The sequence below is a fragment of the Curtobacterium sp. C2H10 genome, assembly GCF_025407985.1.
In the GTDB taxonomy this organism is placed as follows: Bacteria; Actinomycetota; Actinomycetes; order Actinomycetales; family Microbacteriaceae; genus Curtobacterium.
On sequence record NZ_JABXGF010000006.1, the window covers coordinates 12,684 to 29,736 of the forward strand.

The following is a 17,053-nucleotide window of genomic DNA, read 5'->3' on the forward strand; positions in this document are numbered from 1 at the left end:
ATCCGGTCCCGCACCCGGCTCCGTACGCTGGGACCGTCATGGCGCACAGCACGCTCACCCCGGTCTTCGTCGGTCTCCGGACCGGCCTGCACGTGCTGTCCGCCGCGCTCCTGGCCCTCGTCGTCATCCGTGTGCTGGTCAGCGACGGCCCGCGGCCATGGGTGCCCCTCGGGCTGAGCGTCGTCTTCGCCGGCGTCTACCTGCTCGGAGCCGTCGCCGCCCGCACCGCCGAGCGCCGTCGTGCGATCGCCGGCGCGGTCTGGCTCGTCGCGCTGAGCCTCGTCTGGATCGCCCTGCTGGTGCTCGTGCCCGAGGCCGCGTACCTCGTCTTCCCGCTGTTCTTCCTGTACCTGCACGTCCTCCCCCGCGTGGTCGGTCCGGTCGCCGTGGTGGTCGCCACCCTCGTCGCGGTCGTCGCGCTCGGGCTGCACGGCGGGTTCACGGTCGGCGGGGTCGTCGGCCCGCTCGTCGGCGCCGGTGTGGCGTTGCTCATCGGGCTCGGGTACCGCGCCCTCGCGCGCGAGGCCACGGAGCGCGAGGCGCTCGTCGCCGAACTCATCGCGACCCGTGACCGCCTGGCCGCGACCGAGCGTGAACAGGGCGTCCTCGCCGAGCGGGCTCGCCTCGCCCGCGAGATCCACGACACCGTCGCGCAGGGCCTGTCGAGCATCCAGATGCTCCTGCACGCCGCGGAACGCGCGGACGGCGACCGCCCCGGGCTGGAGCACATCCGGCTCGCACGTGACACCGCGGCGGACGGACTCGCCGACACCCGGCGGTTCATCCGTGAGCTCACGCCGCCGTCGCTCGACCAGGGGCTCCCGGCGGCGCTCGGACGGCTCGCCGAGCAGCAGTGGTCCCGCGACGGCCTGTCCGTGACCGTCGACGTGCCCGACGTGGTGCTGCCGATGGACGTCCAGACGGCGCTGCTGCGCATCGCCCAGGGCGCGGTCGCGAACGTGGTGCAGCACGCGCACGCCACGAACGTCGCGCTGTCACTCGCGGTCGACGGCCAGGAGGCGCGACTGACGGTCTCGGACGACGGCGTCGGTTTCGACCCGGTCACCGCGCTGTCGCGAGCGGTCGCGTCCGACTCGTTCGGCCTGCGCGCGGCCCGGGACCGCGTCGGCCAGTTCGGCGGACGGCTGGAGATCGACTCGGCGCCCGGACGCGGCACCACCCTCGTCGCCGTCCTGGAGGTGCCGTGATCCGGATCCTGATCGCCGACGACCACCCGGTCGTGCGGGCCGGCCTGCGCGCGCTGCTCGACGCGGAGGACGACCTCGAGGTCGTCGGCGAGGCCGCGACGCCGGGGACCGCGGTCGAGCTCGCCGCCGACCTCTCGCCGGAACTCGTCCTGATGGACCTGCAGTTCGGCCAGGACACCTCCGGTGCCGAAGCCACCCGGCGGATCCGTGCGCTCGACGCCGCGCCGTACGTCCTCGTGCTCACGAACTACGACTCCGACGGCGACATCCTCGGCGCGGTGGAGGCCGGCGCGAGCGGGTACCTCCTCAAGGACGCGCCGCCGCACGACCTGATCGCGGCCGTCCGGGCGGCGGCGTCCGGCCAGAGCGCGCTCGCGCCCGCGATCGCCGGCAGGCTGATGGCCCGGATGCGGACCCCGCAGGTGTCGCTCTCGGCGCGGGAGATCGAGGTCCTCGAGCTCGTCGCCGCCGGCGCTGCGAACGGCGAGGTCGCGGCGCGGCTCCACATCAGCGAGGCGACGGTCAAGTCGCACCTCGTGCACGTGTTCTCGAAGCTCGGGGTCGCCTCGCGGACGGCTGCGGTGTCCACGGCGCGCTCGCTCGGCATGCTGCGCTGACCTCGCACCGGCGGTCTGCGCCGTTCCCTTGACTCGACCACGGTGGGACGTTCTGATGGACCCATGATCGAGCGCCACCGCGCGGCACTCTTCGCCACGTCGACGATGACCGGGTTCGGGATCGCCTCGTGGATCACCCGCACGCCCGCGATCCGCGACGCGCTCGGGGCCTCGATCGAGGCGATGGGCATCGTCATCCTCGGGCTCTCGATCGGCTCGATGATCGGGATCCTCGGCGCCGGTGTGCTCGTCCGGCGACTCGGGACCCGCCCGCTCATCGTCCTCGGCGGGGTCCTGCCCGTCGTCGGCATGCTCCTCGTCGCCCTGTCCGCCCCCGCGCAGCTCGCCGCCGGGGTGTGGGGCGGGCTGTTCCTCATCGGCTTCGGGTCGGGCGTCGCCGAGATCGGCCTGAACGTCGAGGCGGCTGCGGTCGAACGGCGGATCGGTCGGCCGGTCGTCCCGCTGCTCCACGCCTGCTTCAGTCTCGGCACGGTCCTCGGCGGGGTGGCGGGCATCGCGGTGACCGCTGCCCGGACGCCGGTCCTCACGCACCTGCTCGGCGCCACCGTCGTCATGGCCGCACTCGCCGCGTTCGCCGCCGTGAACCTCCGTCCGGTCCCCCGCGTTGCGCCCGAGGCGTCGTCCGCGGCCGCACCGGCTCCGCGGCTCCGGGCCGTGCTCACGGTGCAGGTGCTGCTCATCGCCGTGATCACCCTGGCGATGGCGTTCGCCGAGGGTGCCGCGAGCGACTGGCTCCCGCTGCTCATGACGACCGACCACGGCGCCCCCGAGGCCGTCGGGTCCCTCGTCTTCACCGGCTTCGCCCTCGCGATGTTCGTCGGGCGGACGGCCGGCACGCCCCTCGTCGCCCGGTTCGGTCGCGCCCCGGTCGTCCGGGTGTGCGCGGCGGTCGGCACCGTCGGCGTGCTCCTCGTCGTGGTGTCGCCGAGCCCCGTGCTGACCGCGGCCGCCGCCGGGGTGTGGGGTCTCGGCATCGCCCTCGGCTTCCCGCTCGCGATCTCGGCCGCCGGCGACCACCCGACCGATGGCGACCGACGGGTGTCCGTCGTCGCGACCGCGGGTTACATCGCGTTCCTGGCGGGTCCTCCGGCCCTCGGGTTCCTCGGCGAGCACCTCGGCCTGCAGGCGGCGATGCTCGTCCCCGCCGCACTCCTCGTCGTGGCGCTGCTCGCCGCCCCGGCGACCCGGAACCGCACCACGCTCGACGTGCGGGAGCCCCCGGTCGGCGCACCGGCCCCGTCCGCGGACTGACGGCACTACGTCTAGCGGACACCATTTCGTGTCGACGGCGGCCCGCGCCAAGATGGAGCCGTGCTCGTCTCCATCGTCTACATGAGCCGGGCGGCCACCCCCTTCGACGACGCCGCCCTGACCGAGCTCCTGCGTGGGTCGCGGCTCCGGAACGAGGCGCTGGGGGTCTCCGGCATCCTGTTGGCGAAGGACGGCCGCTTCATGCAGCTGCTCGAGGGCCCGGCGTGGAGCGTGGACGACCGGTTCGCCGCGATCGCGCGCGACCCCCGCCACGGCGAGGTGAAGTCCCTCGTGCGCGAGGACATCGAACGCCGTCGGTTCGACGGCTGGTCGATGGCCTACCGGTCGCTCGACGACTCCGACATCGCCGCGGAGGAGGGCTTCAGCCCGTTCCTCACCGACGGCGTCGACTTCCCGCGGTCCTTCGACCGCACGAGCGCGGCCTGGCTGCTGAAGTGGTTCCGCGACCGCGAGCTCCACGACCGCTGACCCGCAGCAGCCCGGCCCCCGTGCCGTCCCGCGTCAGTGCGCTCGTCGGTGCCGGACACGGGTGACCGCGGCCGCACTGCCCGCAGCGGCGAGCACGACCAGCCCGAGCGCACCGACGCCCAGGCCGAACACCCCGAGGATTCCGGCGCCGATGTTCGCGCCGCCGCCGTCGTCGACCGTGACGAACAGGGCCCAGAGCGTCACCGAGACGGCGACGAACCCGACCGCGAGCAGCACGGTCGCGACGACGTGCAGCGCGACGACGCTCGCGGACCACCCCACCCGCTCGACCCCGGACGTCGCGAGCGCGGGGTCGCCGTACGGAGGGGTGCCGTGCTCGCTGGTGTCCACGGCGTCAGTCTGCCGTGCCGAACGCGTCCGCCACGACCCCCAGCAAGCGGGGCCGGTGCCGAGGGTCCGCGACGGCGGTGAGCACCATCCGCCACATCGTCGCGACCGCGGGGAAGAGGTCCTGCCGGCCGGTCCGCACCGCCGAGACGAGCTGGACCCCGGTGAACATCGGGACGACGGTCGCGCCGAGCTGCTCGGGTGTGAGGTCCGTCCGGAGTTCGCCGCTCGCGATCGCGAGGCGGAACAGGTCACTGATCCCACCGATCCACTGGTCGTAGAAGGCGGCAGTCGCGGCACCGAACTCGCCGCGTTCGAGCGAGAGCCGGATGCCCGCGCTCACGACGGGGTCGGTCAGCAGCATGCCGGCGATGCCCCGGGAGGCCCGGACGAGCGCCTCGGCGGGCGACGCGTCGTGGTGGCTCACGACGTCGAACGTCCGCACGTTCTGCTCGTCGATGACCCCGAGCGCGAGGGACAGCTTGGTGGGGAAGTGGAAGTGCAGGGCGCCCTGCGAGACGCCCGCCTCGCGGGCGACGGCCGCGATCGTCGTGGCGGCGAAGCCGACACGCTCGAACTCACGGGCGGCGGCCTCCAGGATCAGTGCGCGTCGTTCCACGGTTCCAGTGTCTCGGACTGGAGGCGCGGTGCGGGCCCGCACCGCGCCTCCAGTCCGAGGGTGGTCACCGTCGGACCGCTCGCTCACCCGTGCAGCGAGTCGGTTCGTTCCTGCCGCTCCTCCGGACGCAGCCAGACCTTCACGACCGGGCCGGAGTCGGGATCGGTACCGGTCGGCACCACGACCTCGAGCGCCGTGGCGGTCTGCGTCCACTGCACCTCGCCGTCGGCGCCGAGCACCTCGACGCTGCGGATCGGCCGTCCGAGCAGGTTCGTCCCGCTGCCGAACGAGCGGATGCGCGCGACACCGTCCGCCGGGTCGGCGAGCAGGACCGCGTAGACGTACTCGCCGGTGACGTCGTGGCGGGTGGTGAACCGGACGTCCTCGGACGTGTGGGCCGGAGCGGCGCCGTCGACGAACGACCCCGCCTGGACGTGCGTCGGACCCTCGCCGAAGACGCGCCAGGGACGGGTGCCGTAGATCGCCTCGCCGTTGGCGGTCAACCACCGGCCGATGCCCTCCAGCAGCCGCTGCTCGGGCTCGGCGATCGTGCCGTCCGGCTTCGGGCCGACGTTGAGCAGGAGGACGCCGTTCTTCGCGACGACGTCGACGAGCTCGGCGACGAGGTCGCGCGCGGTCTTGTAGTCGTGCCCCTCGATCCAGCACCAGGCGGACTTGGACACCGAGGTGTCGTTCTGCCAGACGACCGGCGGGATGTCCCCCATCGCACCGCGCTCGATGTCGTAGACGGCGGAGCCGTCCGCGAACGCCTGCCACTTGTAGTTGATGACGACCTCGCGCCCCCACTCGGCGGCACGGTTGTAGTAGTACGCGGCGAGGGTGCGCAGCCACGGCTCGAACGCTGGCTGCTCGATCCACCAGTCGAACCAGAGCACCTGCGGCCGGTACTTGTCGATGACCTCGACGGTCCGGAGCAGCCAGTCCTCGAGGTGTCGCTCGTTCGGCGCGGTCTCCTCGCGCTGGGCCGGGCCGTAGAAGTCGATGAACCGCGGGTCGAGCACGTCCGAGTCGAACCGTGCTCCCCCGTTCATGAAGAACCAGTGCTCGGCCCGGTGCGAGGAAGCGCCGCGGACCATGAACGCGTCGTCGACTGCCTGGAGCAGGTCCCCGAACACGTCGCGCTCCGGCCCCATCCGCGCCGCGCTCCACCGGGAGCGGTCGGTGTCGTACATCGCGAAGCCGTCGTGGTGCTCGGCGACGGGGACGACGAACTGCGCCCCCGCGCGACGGAACAGGGTCGCCCAGTCCTGCGGGTCGAAGTGCTCCATCGTGAACGACGGGATGAAGTCCTTGTAGCCGAACTGCGACTGCGGTCCGTAGGTGGCCACGTGGTGCTCGAACTCGGGGGTACCCGCGCGGTACATGTCCCGCGAGTACCACTCGTTCCGGAAGGCCGGCACCGAGTAGACGCCCCAGTGCAGGAAGACCCCGAACTTGGCGTCCTCGTACCAGCGCGGCGGCGTGTACCCGCGGAGTGACTCCCAGGTCGCCTCGTACGGGCCGGCGGCGACGACCTCGGCGACGGCGGCGAGCGCCGCGGAGTTGTCCGACACGTCGACCGGCTCCGGCAGGGCTGCCGGGTCGATCCGTGGCAGGTCTTGGGGTTCGGGCATGACTCCTCCTCGAGTCGAGCGAAACGTTTCGTCCTGGAGACGGTTCTACGGTAGCGTGCATCGCACCCGCATGGGTGAAACGTTGAGTGATGCGCGACGACGCGCAGGAAGCAGGCCACCGTGGACGTCCTGACGACCCGCACCTTGCGGACCGGTGCGCACATCCCGACGATCGGGCTCGGCACGTTCGGCTCCGACCGGTACGGCCCGGACGAGGTGGCGGCGGCGGTCCGCGGCGGCCTCGACGCCGGCTACCGGTTGGTCGACTGCGCCTCGGTCTACGGCAACGAGCCCGAGGTCGGCGCAGCGATCGCGGCGAGCGGTGTCCCGCGCGAGGACCTCTTCGTGATGTCGAAGGTCTGGAACGACGCGCACGACCCGGCCGATGCGGTCGCGTCGGTCGAGCGATCACTCCGGGACCTGCGGCTCGACCACCTCGACGCGGTGTTCGTGCACTGGCCGTTCCCGAACCACCACGCGCCGCACGCCTCGGTCGAGGACCGCGACCGGTCGGCCCGCCCCTACGACCACGCCGCGTACCTCGCGCTCTGGCGGGCGCTCGAGGGGCTCGTCGACGCTGGACTGGTCCGGCACCTCGGCACGTCGAACACGACGGTCCCGAAGCTGCGGCTGCTGCTCCGCGACGCCCGGGTCCTCCCGGCGCTCAACGAGATGGAGCTGCACCCGACGTTCCAGCAACCGGAGCTGTTCGACTTCTGCCGCGCGAACGACATCCAGCCCGTGGGCTACTCGCCGCTCGGGTCACCGTCCCGCCCGGAGCGCGACCGCGAGGACGACGACCCCGTGGACGTCGACCACCCCGTCGTCCGGCGGATCGCCGAGGCGCACGGCGTGCACCCCGCCGTGGTCTGCCTCAAGTGGGCGGTCGCGCGCGGGCAGGTCCCGATCCCGTTCTCGGTGAAGCCCGAGCAGTACCGCGCGAACCTCGACGGCGCGCTGACGGACCCGCTCACCGACGAGGAACTCCGGGCGATGCAGGACGTCGACCGCGGCGTCCGGCTCATCAAGGGGCAGGTGTTCCTGTGGTCGGGCGCCGCAAGCTGGCACGACCTGTGGGACGAGGACGGCACGATCCCCGGGGGCGTCGGGTGACGGCGACCTACAAGGACCTGCAGCGGGCGACGGGGCTCTCGCTCGCGACGATCTCGAAGTTCTACAACGGCGGCACCGTCCGCGACGAGAACGCACAGGCGATCGAACGGGCCGCGGCGACGCTCGGGTTCCGGCCCAACGGGTTCGCCCGGAGCCTGCGCTCCCGGCGGTCCGGCACGATCGGCGTCCTGCTGCCGGCGCTCGACAACGACTTCCACCTCACCGTGATCGCCGGGGTCGAGAGCGCACTCCGGGCGCACGGGACGAGCGTCATCGTCTCGTCGAGCCCGGACGCCGCCGCGGGCGCGGTCGACCTGCTCCTCAGCCGGATGGTGGACGGCATCATCGCGGTGCCGTCGGACCACGACGTCGAGGCCCTGGCGCGTGAGGCCGAGCGGGTGCCGGTCGTGCAGATCGACTGGCGTGCGGACGCCCTCACCACCGACGGCGTCTTCCTCGACAACCGCGGCGCCGGCGCCCTCGCCGCCCGCCACCTGCTCGACCACGGGCACCGCCGGGTCGGGGTCGTCGCCGGTGACCCCGCGGTCTCCACCATGCGGGAGCGCACCGCGGGCTTCCGTGCGGTGGTCGAACGGGAGGGCGGTGTCCTCGGACCGGACTCGGTCGTCGAGGGCCCCCTCACGGTGCAGCACGGGCAGGCGGCGATGCAGCGGCTCCTCGTGCAGCCGGACCGCCCGACCGCGGTCTTCTGCGCGAACTACGAACTCACCCTCGGAGCCGTCATCGCGCTGAACGAGTCCGGGCTGACCCTCGGCCGGGAGCTCTCCGTGCTCGGGTTCGACGGCCTCGAACTCGCCCAGGCCACCGTCCCGAAGCTCACCGTCATCGTGCAGCCCACGCACGAGCTCGCCGTCCGCGCCGCCGACCTGATCCACGCGCGCCTGACGGACCCCGACGCCGACCCGGCTCCCGTCGACGTCGTCGTCGCACCCCGTCTGGTCGCCGGTGGATCGGTCGCCCGACTCGTCACCCCCACGGAGGCATGATGCTGCGCTACACCCTCACCCACCAACCGACGCTGAGCGCGCTCGCGTCGCTCGGGCACGGCTCCAAGGTGCTGGTCGCCGACGGGAACTACCCGTTCGCGACGGCGATGCGTCCCGGCGCCGCGCTCGTGCACCTCAACTTCCGCCCCGGACTGCTCGACGTCGACGAGGTCCTGACGACCCTGCTCGACGCGGTCCCGGTCGAGGCGGCGACGGTCATGCAGGCTCCGGCGGACACCGTCGTCGCGGCGCACGAGGGCTACCGGCGCATCCTCGGGCCGGACGTGCCGCTCGGTGCGCTCGACCGGTTCGCGTTCTACGACGCGGTCCGGGCGCCCGAGACCGGGTTGGTCATCGCGACGGGCGACCAGCGGTCGCACGCGAACCTGCTGCTCGAGATCGGGTTCCAGCGCACGCCGGAGCAGTAGGGCGCGCGGGCGCGGGCGGCGGGGCGCGCGGGCGGGCGCGGTCGGGCGCGGGCGTGAGTGCGCGCGCTGACGACGACTGCGCGCGTTCCACCACGCGCAGTCGTCGTCAGGGTGCGCATGTCCGCACATCAGCGTGCGCGTCCCCACGGGCGGACCGGAGGCGCGGTGCGGGCCGGACCCGCGCTGGAGGCGCGGTGCGGGCCGGACCCGCGCCTCCAGTCCCCCACGTGCGGACCGGAGGCGCGGTGCGGGCCGGACCCGCGCCTCCAGTCGGTCGACCGACGGCGGCTCAGGTGAGGGCGAGGAGGTTGTTGACCTGCTCGTTCACCCCGGTCAGCGTCGAGATCGGCTTGCCGTTCGCGTAGATGTCGTCGAACGCCGGTTGCACGAGGGCCTGCACGTCGGCCGGGTTCCGGGTCACGGGGAACAGGAACGTCGTGCCGTCCTCGACCTGCTCGGTGAAGGCCGTCACGTCGAGGCCCCGCTTCGCGTACGCCGCCACCGCTGCGTCGGTCCCCGATCGGCGTGCCGGGAAGACGATGCCCGCCCGGCCGACGATCTCCTGGGCGGCAGCGCTGCCGAGGAACGCGACCCACTTCGCCGCTGCCTCCGGGTTCCGCGCCTGCTTCGTGATCGAGTCGCCGAGACCGTTGAACATCGACGCGCGGTGCCCGATCGGCCCGGTCGGCGTCGGCGCGATCCCGACGTCGATGCCCGGGAGGTTCGCGTACGTCCCGATCATCCACGAGCCGTTGAACGAGAGCGCGACCTTCTTCGAGCCGAGCTGGACGTCCGGGCCGGTCGTCGTGGAGAAGACCCCGTACTTCGGCATGTAGCCCTTCTCGGCGAGCCCGAAGTACCACGAGATCGTCTTCTGGAACCCGGCGTCGTCGTAGCGGAACCGGTTCCCCCAGGGGTTCTTGTTCGTGTAGAACCAGTCGATCGACCCGGTGAACGGCGACCACTGGGTCTGCCCGAACCCGTCGCCCCCGCTGCCGTTGGCGCTCATCCCGTAGACGGCGACGTCCGCCTTGTCGAAACCCGGCTCGTCCCCGCGGCGCCCCTTGCCGTCGATCGTGAGGTGCGCGACGGCGCGCTCGAAGGTGCCGCCGTCATCGGGGTTCCAGGACAGGGCGGCCAGGTCGTCGGCGGTGTACCCGGCCTTCGCGATGACCTTCTGGTCGTAGAACATCGCGACCGTGTCCCAGTCCTTCGGCGAGCCGTACCGGTGGCCGTCCCGCCCCTTCCAGAGCTGGGCGAGCCCGGACTGGTAGTCGTCGTCACGGATACCCGACGTCGCCTCGAGCTCGTCGAGCTTGTACAGCACGTCGAGGTCGGCGAACTGCGGGAACTTCGACAGGTGGTCCGTGAACACGTCCGGCGCGGTGCCGGCGATGAACCCGGCGGTGAGCTTCGTCCAGTAGTCGGCCCACCCGAGCTGGGTGATCCTGATCGTGATGCCGGGGTTCTCGCGCTCGAAGGCCTTGGCGACGGCCTGGTACGCCGGCAGCTGGTTCGAGTCCCAGAGCCAGTAGGACACCGTGCCGGTCGCACCGCTCCGCGGGTTCGGGGTGCCCGTGGTGGAGCAGGCGGCGAGCGCACCGAGCGCCAGGGCGGACGCTCCGCCGGCGAAGAGGGCGCGGCGGGTGATGGAGTTCGTCATGTGCGGATCCCTACTTGATGCCGGAGAAGCCGATGGAGTTGACGATCCGCTTGGCGAAGACGCCGAAGAGCACGATCATCGGGAGCGCCGCCACGAGCGTCGCGGCCATGAGCCCGGCCCAGTCGGTGCCGGACTGCGGCGACTGCGACTTGAAGACCCCGAGCGCCACCGTGAGCACGCGGGAGCTGTCGGTGTACGAGACCATCAGCGGCCAGAAGTAGTCGTTCCACGCCGTGATGTACGTCAGGACGGCGAGCGTCGCGATCGGGGCGGAGGCCATCGGGAGGATGAGCCGGAAGAAGACCCGGACCTTGCCGGCGCCGTCGATGAGGGCCGCCTCCTCGACCTCGCGGGAGATCCCGAGGAAGAACTGCCGGAGGAAGAACACCGCGAACGGCGTCATGAGCATCGACGGCAGGGCGATCCCGAACAGGGTGTCGACCAGGCCGAGCGACTTGATCAGCGTGAAGTTCGGCAGGAGCGTGAAGATCGTCGGCACCATCAGTCCGGCGAGGAAGACCGCGAAGACGCGGTCGCGCCCGGGCCACCGCAACCGCGCGAACGCGTAGGCCGCCCCGGCCGAGAAGAACACCTGGCCGACGGTGATCATCGTCGCGGTGAGCACGGAGTTCAGCAGGTACTGCCAGAAGTTGATGGCAGCGCCGGACCCGCCCTGGGCGAGCGCCTCCTTCGTGGACTGCAGGCCGAACACGCGCTCGAAGCCACCGAGGCTGAAGCCCGTGGGGAGGAGCGAGGTGGGGTCGGCCGAGATCGCGCCGTTCGAGGACAGGGCGGTGCGGAGGATCCAGTAGAACGGGAACAGGGTCACGACGATGACGGCGATCATCGCGATCCAGGCGATGACCCGTCCGACGGAGGGCTTCCGACGAGGCGGTCGGGGGCCGCCGCGGGTGGTGATCGCGCGGGTGGTCTGCGGTTCGACCACCGGGGGCAGGGTGCTGGTCATCTTCGACTCGCTTCCGTGTGCTGTGGCCGTCAGTCCAGGTCGCTCTCGCCGGAACGCGAGAGTCGGTACTGGATGATCGTGATGATGCTGAGGACGATGAGGAGGGCCACCGAGACGGCGGACGCGTAGCCGAACTGGAACCGGCCGAACGCCAGGTTGTAGATGTAGTTCTGCACGACGTTCGTGGCGTTCGCGGGTCCGCCCTGGGTGGCGATGGCGACGGTGTCGAACACCTGGAACGACCCGATGATCGTGATGATGAGCACGAGCGACAGGATGGGTCGGAGCAGCGGCACGGTGATGCGCCAGAACATCTTCCACTCGCTGGCGCCGTCGATGCGGCCGGCTTCGTAGACCTGCTCCGGCAGCGCCTGCAGGCCCGCGAAGATGAGCAGGGCCGTGTAGCCGACGTTCCGCCAGACGTTGATGAACGCGATGGTCGGGATGCCCCAGAAGTCGCTCTGCAGGAACGGGATGCGGCCCACACCGATCGCCGACAGGATCTCGTTGCCGATGCCGAGCTGCGTGTCGAGGATCCACAGCCAGATGAGCGCCGCGACGACGTTCGACACGAGGTACGGCGCGAGGACGATGCCCCGGACGAAGGTCGACTTGGTGAGGCGGTGCATCATCACGGCGATGAACAGCGCGAGGATCGTCTGGAACCCGATGTTGAGCAGGACGTACTCGACCGTCACCGCCATCGAGTGCCAGAAGATCGAGTCCTGCACCAGGCGCTCGTAGTTCTGCAGCCCGGTGAACACCGGGGGCGTGAGCAGGTTGAACGACGTGAAGCTGAGGTAGATGCCCCGGACGGTGGGCCACGCGAGGAACACGGCGAAGCCGACCGATGCCGGGGCGATGAAGATCAGCGCCAGCCAGAGGTCGTTCCTGGGCCGGCGTCGCGGGGAGGTGGTGCCGGCACGGGCGCGGTCGGTCGCCCGACTCCTCCGTCTCGTGCTGGCCGTCGTCAAGGGTGACGACACAGGGCTCTCGGTGGCCATCGCGACTCCTTCGTCTGCGGTGGACTGACGTGCAGCAGTCCGTGAGCCGGGAATCTACACGTGGGGACACCGGGTGGCAAGAGGCTTTCTCTTCGTTTGAATCAGGGGTTGTCACGTGTAGACATCGGTGTCAGGATGGCCCTCGATCGCATCGGAGCGACCTGCCCGGCGACGCATCCCCCACCTGGAAAGGTCACTGATGATCTCTGTCGGAATGGTCGGCGCGGGCCAGTTCGCCCCCCAGTTCGCCAAGCTGTTCAAGCTGCACCCGGACGTCGACCGCGTCTTCGTCACCGACCTCGTCGACGACCGGGCATCCGAGCTCGTCGAGTCGCAGCACCTCGACGGCACGTTCCCGGACTTCGACGCCGTGCTCGCCTCGGACGTCGACGCCGTCGCGATCTTCACGCAGCGCTGGACGCACGGGCCGCTCGTGGTCAAGGCCCTCCGCGCCGGCAAGCACGTCTACTCGGCCGTGCCGATGGCGATCTCGGTCGACGAGATCCGCGACATCATCGAGGCCGTCCGCGAGACCGGGCTCACCTACATGATGGGCGAGACGAGCTACTACAACCCCGCGACGGTGTTCGCCCGCTCGAAGGTCGCCGAGGGTGCCTTCGGCCGTGTCTTCTACGCCGAGGGCGACTACGTGCACGACATGGACCTCGGCTTCTACGCCGCGTACCAGTTCAGCGGCGGCGAGGACTGGAAGCGCACCGCCAGCTACCCGCCCATGCTCTACCCGACGCACTCGGTCGGCGGGGTCCTCGGCGCGATCCCGGGGCACGCGGTCAGCGTCAGCTGCATCGGCGTCAAGGACGACCGCGGCGACGGGGTCTTCGACAAGGACGTCAGCCAGTTCGACAACGACTTCTCGAACGCCACCGCCCTGTTCGAGCTCGACAACGGCGGGGTCATGCGGATCAACGAGATGCGCCGCGTCGGCTACCCGTCGCACATCCGCGAGTCCCGCTTCCGCTACTTCGGCACCGAGGCGAGCTTCGAGCAGCTCGCCAAGGTCAGCGTCTGGCAGGACAAGGAGGACTCGCACGACATCAGCGACCAGATCGACACCCAGGCCACGATGGAGCTCGACGACCCGCGCCTCGCCGGCGTCGACCCATCTCTGCGTGACGCGTTCGTCTCCGGCTACGCGGCCGTGCACGACACGTCGCGCCTGCCGGCCGAGTACGCCGGGGTCCCGACCGGACACGAGGGCAGCCACCAGTTCCTCGCCGACGACTTCGTCCGCGCCGTCGTCGACCGGACCCTGCCGCCGGTGAACGCCTGGACCGCCGCCCGGTTCACGCTGCCCGGCATCATCGCCCACCAGTCCGCACTGCAGGGCGGCGTCCGCCTCGAGGTGCCGGACTTCGGCGACGCCCCGGAGACGGTCGAGGCGGTGGGCTCGTCTAGTATCGCCAGCGACTAGCAAGTGGTGTTCGGGTGTCGGTCCGCACGGGCCGGCACCCGAACGCGACTTCCGACCCGACGAAGGTGGCACCCGTGACCGTCCCGACGACCCCGAGGGCGGTCACCCGCGCCGACGTCGCCCGGTACGCGGGCGTCAGCACCTCCGTCGTGAGCTACGTCGTGCACGACGGACCCCGTCCGGTCGCAGCGGCCACCGCGGCACGTGTCCGCGAGGCGATCCGCGTCCTCGGCTACCGCCCGAACGCGAGCGCCCAAGCCCTCCGCACCGGGTCCTCGAAGATGCTCGGACTCATCGTCCCCGAGCTCGACAACCCGTTCTGGTCCGAGCTCGGCGTCGCGGTCACGCACGCCGCCGCCGCGCGCGGGTACGACGTCCTGCTCGCCAACAGCGACGGCGACGCCGCGCAGGAACGGGAGCGCCTGCGCAGCCTCTCCGCGCGGCAGGTCGACGGCATCATCGTCACGAGCATCATGACGCGGCCCGACCTGTCCACCGTGACGGACCCCGGCATCCCGATGGTCCTGCTCAACACCTTCTTCGAGGTCCCCGACTACGCGAGCATCGGCGTCGACGCCCTTCGTGGCGCGTACGACGGCACGCAGCACCTCGTCGAGCACGGGTACCGCTCGATCGGCCTGGTCATGGGGCACGCCGGCTCGATGGAGCTCCGCGAGCAGGGCTGGATGCGAGCACTCCGCGACGCCGGGCTGCCCGACGGCCCGATCGTCCGCTGCGACTTCACCCGACGGGGCGGCTACGAGGCCGGTCTCCGCATGTTCGGCGAGGGCTCCGGCCCCCGAGCGGTGTTCGTCAGCTCCGACATGCAGGCGGTCGGGCTCCTGCGCGCCCTCTTCGAGCTCGGACTGTCCGCGCCCGACGACGTCGCGATCGTCTCCTTCGACGGCGCGGTCGAGGCCGACTACACGAACCCGCAGCTCACCACGGTCCGGCAGCCGATCGAGACGATGGCGAGCGCCGCCGTCGACCGGGTGCTCGGCCTCGACGCGGACAACCAGTGGCACCGGGACCTCGTCCCCGCCGAGTTGGTGCTCGGCGCCAGTTGCGGGTGCGGCGTGCGTCGCTGACGCACCCGCCTGTGGTCCGGGAGGCGCGGTGCGGGGCCGACCCGCGCCTCCCGTCCGACGGTGGTCACGCCAGTCCGCCTGCTCGCACCGTCAGCCCTCCATGACCGCCTCGAGCGCATCGAGCGCGACGCGGCGGTGCCCGCCGCGCGTCACGGCGACCGCCTCGACCGGCTCGCCGGTGGTGGCCTCGACGAAGCGGAGGTCGGACGTGCGCTCGGACGGCCGGTGCCGGTCCGCCCACCCGCCGAGAGCGAGCAGCACGAGCGAGAGGTCGCGGCCGGCCTCGGTGAGGACGTACTCGTCACGGACCCGTCCACCGTCCGGCTTGTAGGCGTGGCGTTCGAGCACGCCGCCCTCGACGAGGGAGCCGAGGCGTGCCGTGAGGACCTCCCGCGGGACCCCGAGGCTCTGCTGGAACTGGCTGAAGCGGGTCGACCCCGCGAGGGCGTCGCGGACGATCATGAGCGTCCACTTCTCGCCGAGGACGTCGAGGGACCGCGCGATGGGGCAGCGCTCGTCGCCGCCGAGGATGCCGAGCATGTGTTCATCCTACCTGGGTTCGGAATCCAGACACACCGTGCTAAGTTCACTTTCCGTACTCAACCTCTTCGACAGGAGCACACCATGACCACCCTCACCGACGCGACCGTCCTCGTCACCGGAGCGAACGGCGGCCTCGGCGCCGCGTTCGTCCAGCAGGCCCTCGACCGCGGTGCCGCCAAGGTCTACGCCACGGCCCGGACCCCTCGCACCTGGGACGACGAGCGCATCGTGCCGCTCGCCCTCGACGTCACCGACCAGGCGAGCGTCGACGCCGCCGCCCGTGCAGCAGCCGATGCCACGATCGTCGTGAACAACGCCGGCATCGGTGGCTCCGCGCCGCTCCTCGAGACCTCGGTCGACGAGGTCGAGCACGTCTTCGCCACGAACGTCTTCGGTGCGCTCCGGGTCGCCAAGGCCTTCGCGCCGTCGCTGGCCGGGGGCGCGCTCATCGACGTGCACTCGGTACTCAGCTGGATTGCGCTGGCCGGGGGCTACTCCGCCTCGAAGGCCGCGTTCTGGTCGATCACGAACTCCCTGCGCCTCGAGCTCGCACCCCAGGGGACCCAGGTCCTCGGAGCGCACCTCGGTTACACGGACACCGGCATGACGGCAGACCTCGACGTCGAGAAGGCCGACCCGGCGGACATCGTGGCGGCGATCTACGACGCCCTCGAGGCCGGCGAGCACGAGGTCCTCGCCGACCAGGTCAGCCGCGACGTCCGCGCCGGACTGAGCGCCCCGCTCACCGCGCTCTACCCGGCGCTGGCGTCGGTCTGACGGCTCCGCTGTCGATGGCCTCGGCGGCGCTCGCGACCCGGCCCGCCGTTCCGCGCGACGGCGAGGCGTCGGGACGCGCGGCGGCGAGGCGTCGGGCCGCGGCGGGACCGCCGGTTCCGCGGGGCGCGTGACCGTTCCGGTTCGCGAATCCCGTGATCCGCGAACCGGAACGGTCACGACGGCGGAACGATACGCGCAGGACCGCAGCGAGTCGGGCGATCCCTGCCGGTCGGGTCACACCCGCGTGTCCGGGGTCAGCCGTGGGCCCCTCGGCCGGCGATGCCCGCGGTGGCATCGGCGATCGACGCACGCTCGGAGTCGGTGAGACCCGCCGCGCGCAACACCCGGTCGAGCACCGCGGTCTTGCGCACGAGGTAGTCGTCGATGTCCAGCGCCTCGGCGGCAGCCCGACGCTTCACGGCGGCGTACTCCTCGCGGAGTGCGTCGTCCCCACGCAGGACGTCCCGCACGCCGAGGTGGTTGCGGAGCGCGAGCGATCCTTCGACCACGACGTAGGTGTTGCTCGGGGCGAAGCGCTCGGCCGTGCGGAACGCCTGCCGCCCCGGGATACCCAGGTCGCCGCGCGGCACGAAGCCGATCGCAGCGAGGGCCTCGACGGCCGCGGGCACGTCCGCCGCCCCGACGACCACGTCGACGTCGATCACGGGCTTCGCCGCGAGGCCGGGCACCGCCGTGCTCCCGACGTGCTCGATGCGGTGCGGGAAGCCGGCGGCGAGGAGCGCCGCGCCGTACGCCGTCCGCAGCGCCTCGAAGCGCCGCGGCCACTCCGCCCGGTACTCGACGACCTCGACCACACCGCCCCCTGGATCTCCTCGCGCACGGT

General features: G+C 71.7%; 18 protein-coding genes. 10 read left to right on the forward strand and 8 right to left on the reverse strand.

Going from position 1 to position 17,053, the window contains the following annotated elements; translation table 11 throughout:
* Window positions 1-38: 38 nt before the first annotated feature.
* From HWD93_RS04720 to HWD93_RS04735, 4 genes are all read left to right on the forward strand, one after another.
* Window positions 39-1,208: a sensor histidine kinase gene (locus HWD93_RS04720; RefSeq protein ID WP_261646169.1), complete on the forward strand. Its 1,170-nt coding sequence runs from the start codon at window positions 39-41 to the stop codon at window positions 1,206-1,208.
* Window positions 1,205-1,825 (forward strand): response regulator transcription factor, encoded by a 621-nt coding sequence (locus HWD93_RS04725; RefSeq protein ID WP_070418136.1) that lies wholly within the window; start codon window positions 1,205-1,207, stop codon window positions 1,823-1,825. The genes HWD93_RS04720 and HWD93_RS04725 overlap by 4 nt, the downstream gene beginning before the upstream one ends.
* 63 nt (window positions 1,826-1,888) lie before the next feature.
* Complete coding sequence (locus HWD93_RS04730; protein ID WP_070418135.1) at window positions 1,889-3,097, forward strand: MFS transporter; 1,209 nt, start codon at window positions 1,889-1,891, stop codon at window positions 3,095-3,097.
* A gap of 60 nt (window positions 3,098-3,157) precedes the next feature.
* A complete protein-coding gene (locus tag HWD93_RS04735) occupies window positions 3,158-3,586 on the forward strand; it encodes a BLUF domain-containing protein (RefSeq protein WP_083295228.1) in 429 nt (142 codons plus the stop codon).
* A gap of 33 nt (window positions 3,587-3,619) precedes the next feature.
* Here the strand turns inward: HWD93_RS04735 and HWD93_RS04740 are convergent, their stop codons facing one another.
* From HWD93_RS04740 to HWD93_RS04750, 3 genes are all read right to left on the reverse strand, one after another.
* Window positions 3,620-3,937 (reverse strand): hypothetical protein, encoded by a 318-nt coding sequence (locus HWD93_RS04740; RefSeq protein ID WP_261646170.1) that lies wholly within the window; start codon window positions 3,935-3,937, stop codon window positions 3,620-3,622.
* 4 nt (window positions 3,938-3,941) lie between these two features.
* Window positions 3,942-4,553 carry a ScbR family autoregulator-binding transcription factor gene (locus HWD93_RS04745; RefSeq protein WP_070418133.1) on the reverse strand — a complete coding sequence of 204 codons (612 nt, stop codon included), beginning with the start codon at window positions 4,551-4,553 and terminating at the stop codon, window positions 3,942-3,944.
* Between the two features lie 83 nt (window positions 4,554-4,636).
* The gene (locus HWD93_RS04750; RefSeq protein ID WP_261646171.1) at window positions 4,637-6,187 is read right to left on the reverse strand and encodes an alpha-L-fucosidase; all 1,551 of its coding nucleotides are present in this window, start codon (window positions 6,185-6,187) and stop codon (window positions 4,637-4,639) included.
* A gap of 120 nt (window positions 6,188-6,307) precedes the next feature.
* On the opposite strand from HWD93_RS04750, the gene HWD93_RS04755 reads away from it, so the two are divergent.
* The 3 genes from HWD93_RS04755 to HWD93_RS04765 are packed head-to-tail and all read left to right on the forward strand — an operon-like array spanning window position 6,308 to window position 8,735.
* Window positions 6,308-7,300: an aldo/keto reductase gene (locus HWD93_RS04755; protein WP_261646172.1), complete on the forward strand. Its 993-nt coding sequence runs from the start codon at window positions 6,308-6,310 to the stop codon at window positions 7,298-7,300.
* Window positions 7,297-8,307: a LacI family DNA-binding transcriptional regulator gene (locus tag HWD93_RS04760; RefSeq protein WP_261646173.1), complete on the forward strand. Its 1,011-nt coding sequence runs from the start codon at window positions 7,297-7,299 to the stop codon at window positions 8,305-8,307. Before HWD93_RS04755 ends, HWD93_RS04760 begins: the two co-directional genes overlap by 4 nt.
* Window positions 8,307-8,735, forward strand: a complete 429-nt coding sequence (locus HWD93_RS04765; RefSeq protein ID WP_261646174.1) for an RbsD/FucU family protein — start codon at window positions 8,307-8,309, stop codon at window positions 8,733-8,735. Before HWD93_RS04760 ends, HWD93_RS04765 begins: the two co-directional genes overlap by 1 nt.
* Before the next feature lie 289 nt (window positions 8,736-9,024).
* Here HWD93_RS04765 and HWD93_RS04770 read toward each other — a convergent pair whose 3' ends face one another.
* The 3 genes from HWD93_RS04770 to HWD93_RS04780 are packed head-to-tail and all read right to left on the reverse strand — an operon-like array spanning window position 9,025 to window position 12,369.
* Entirely contained in the window at window positions 9,025-10,398 is a 1,374-nt protein-coding gene (locus HWD93_RS04770) for a sugar ABC transporter substrate-binding protein (RefSeq protein ID WP_261646175.1), read from the reverse strand.
* A gap of 10 nt (window positions 10,399-10,408) precedes the next feature.
* Window positions 10,409-11,365, reverse strand: a complete 957-nt coding sequence (locus HWD93_RS04775) for a carbohydrate ABC transporter permease (protein ID WP_083295227.1) — start codon at window positions 11,363-11,365, stop codon at window positions 10,409-10,411.
* Between the two features lie 29 nt (window positions 11,366-11,394).
* On the reverse strand, window positions 11,395-12,369 hold the full coding sequence (locus HWD93_RS04780; protein WP_229087209.1) for a carbohydrate ABC transporter permease: 975 nt from the start codon (window positions 12,367-12,369) through the stop codon (window positions 11,395-11,397).
* A gap of 199 nt (window positions 12,370-12,568) precedes the next feature.
* Here HWD93_RS04780 and HWD93_RS04785 point away from each other — a divergent pair, with 199 nt between their 5' ends.
* Both HWD93_RS04785 and HWD93_RS04790 read left to right on the forward strand, forming a co-directional pair.
* Window positions 12,569-13,801 (forward strand): Gfo/Idh/MocA family protein, encoded by a 1,233-nt coding sequence (locus HWD93_RS04785; RefSeq protein WP_374115139.1) that lies wholly within the window; start codon window positions 12,569-12,571, stop codon window positions 13,799-13,801.
* Window positions 13,802-13,875: 74 nt separating this feature from the next.
* On the forward strand, window positions 13,876-14,889 hold the full coding sequence (locus HWD93_RS04790) for a LacI family DNA-binding transcriptional regulator (RefSeq protein ID WP_261646176.1): 1,014 nt from the start codon (window positions 13,876-13,878) through the stop codon (window positions 14,887-14,889).
* A 90-nt stretch (window positions 14,890-14,979) separates the two neighbouring features.
* On the opposite strand, the gene HWD93_RS04795 is transcribed toward HWD93_RS04790, so the two are convergent.
* The gene (locus tag HWD93_RS04795) at window positions 14,980-15,429 is read right to left on the reverse strand and encodes a helix-turn-helix domain-containing protein (protein ID WP_261646177.1); all 450 of its coding nucleotides are present in this window, start codon (window positions 15,427-15,429) and stop codon (window positions 14,980-14,982) included.
* A gap of 84 nt (window positions 15,430-15,513) precedes the next feature.
* Between HWD93_RS04795 and HWD93_RS04800 the strand changes: the two genes are divergently transcribed.
* On the forward strand, window positions 15,514-16,209 hold the full coding sequence (locus HWD93_RS04800) for an SDR family oxidoreductase (RefSeq protein WP_261646178.1): 696 nt from the start codon (window positions 15,514-15,516) through the stop codon (window positions 16,207-16,209).
* 254 nt (window positions 16,210-16,463) lie between these two features.
* Here the strand turns inward: HWD93_RS04800 and HWD93_RS04805 are convergent, their stop codons facing one another.
* On the reverse strand, window positions 16,464-17,024 hold the full coding sequence (locus HWD93_RS04805; RefSeq protein WP_261646179.1) for a GrpB family protein: 561 nt from the start codon (window positions 17,022-17,024) through the stop codon (window positions 16,464-16,466).
* Window positions 17,025-17,053 lie beyond the last annotated feature (29 nt).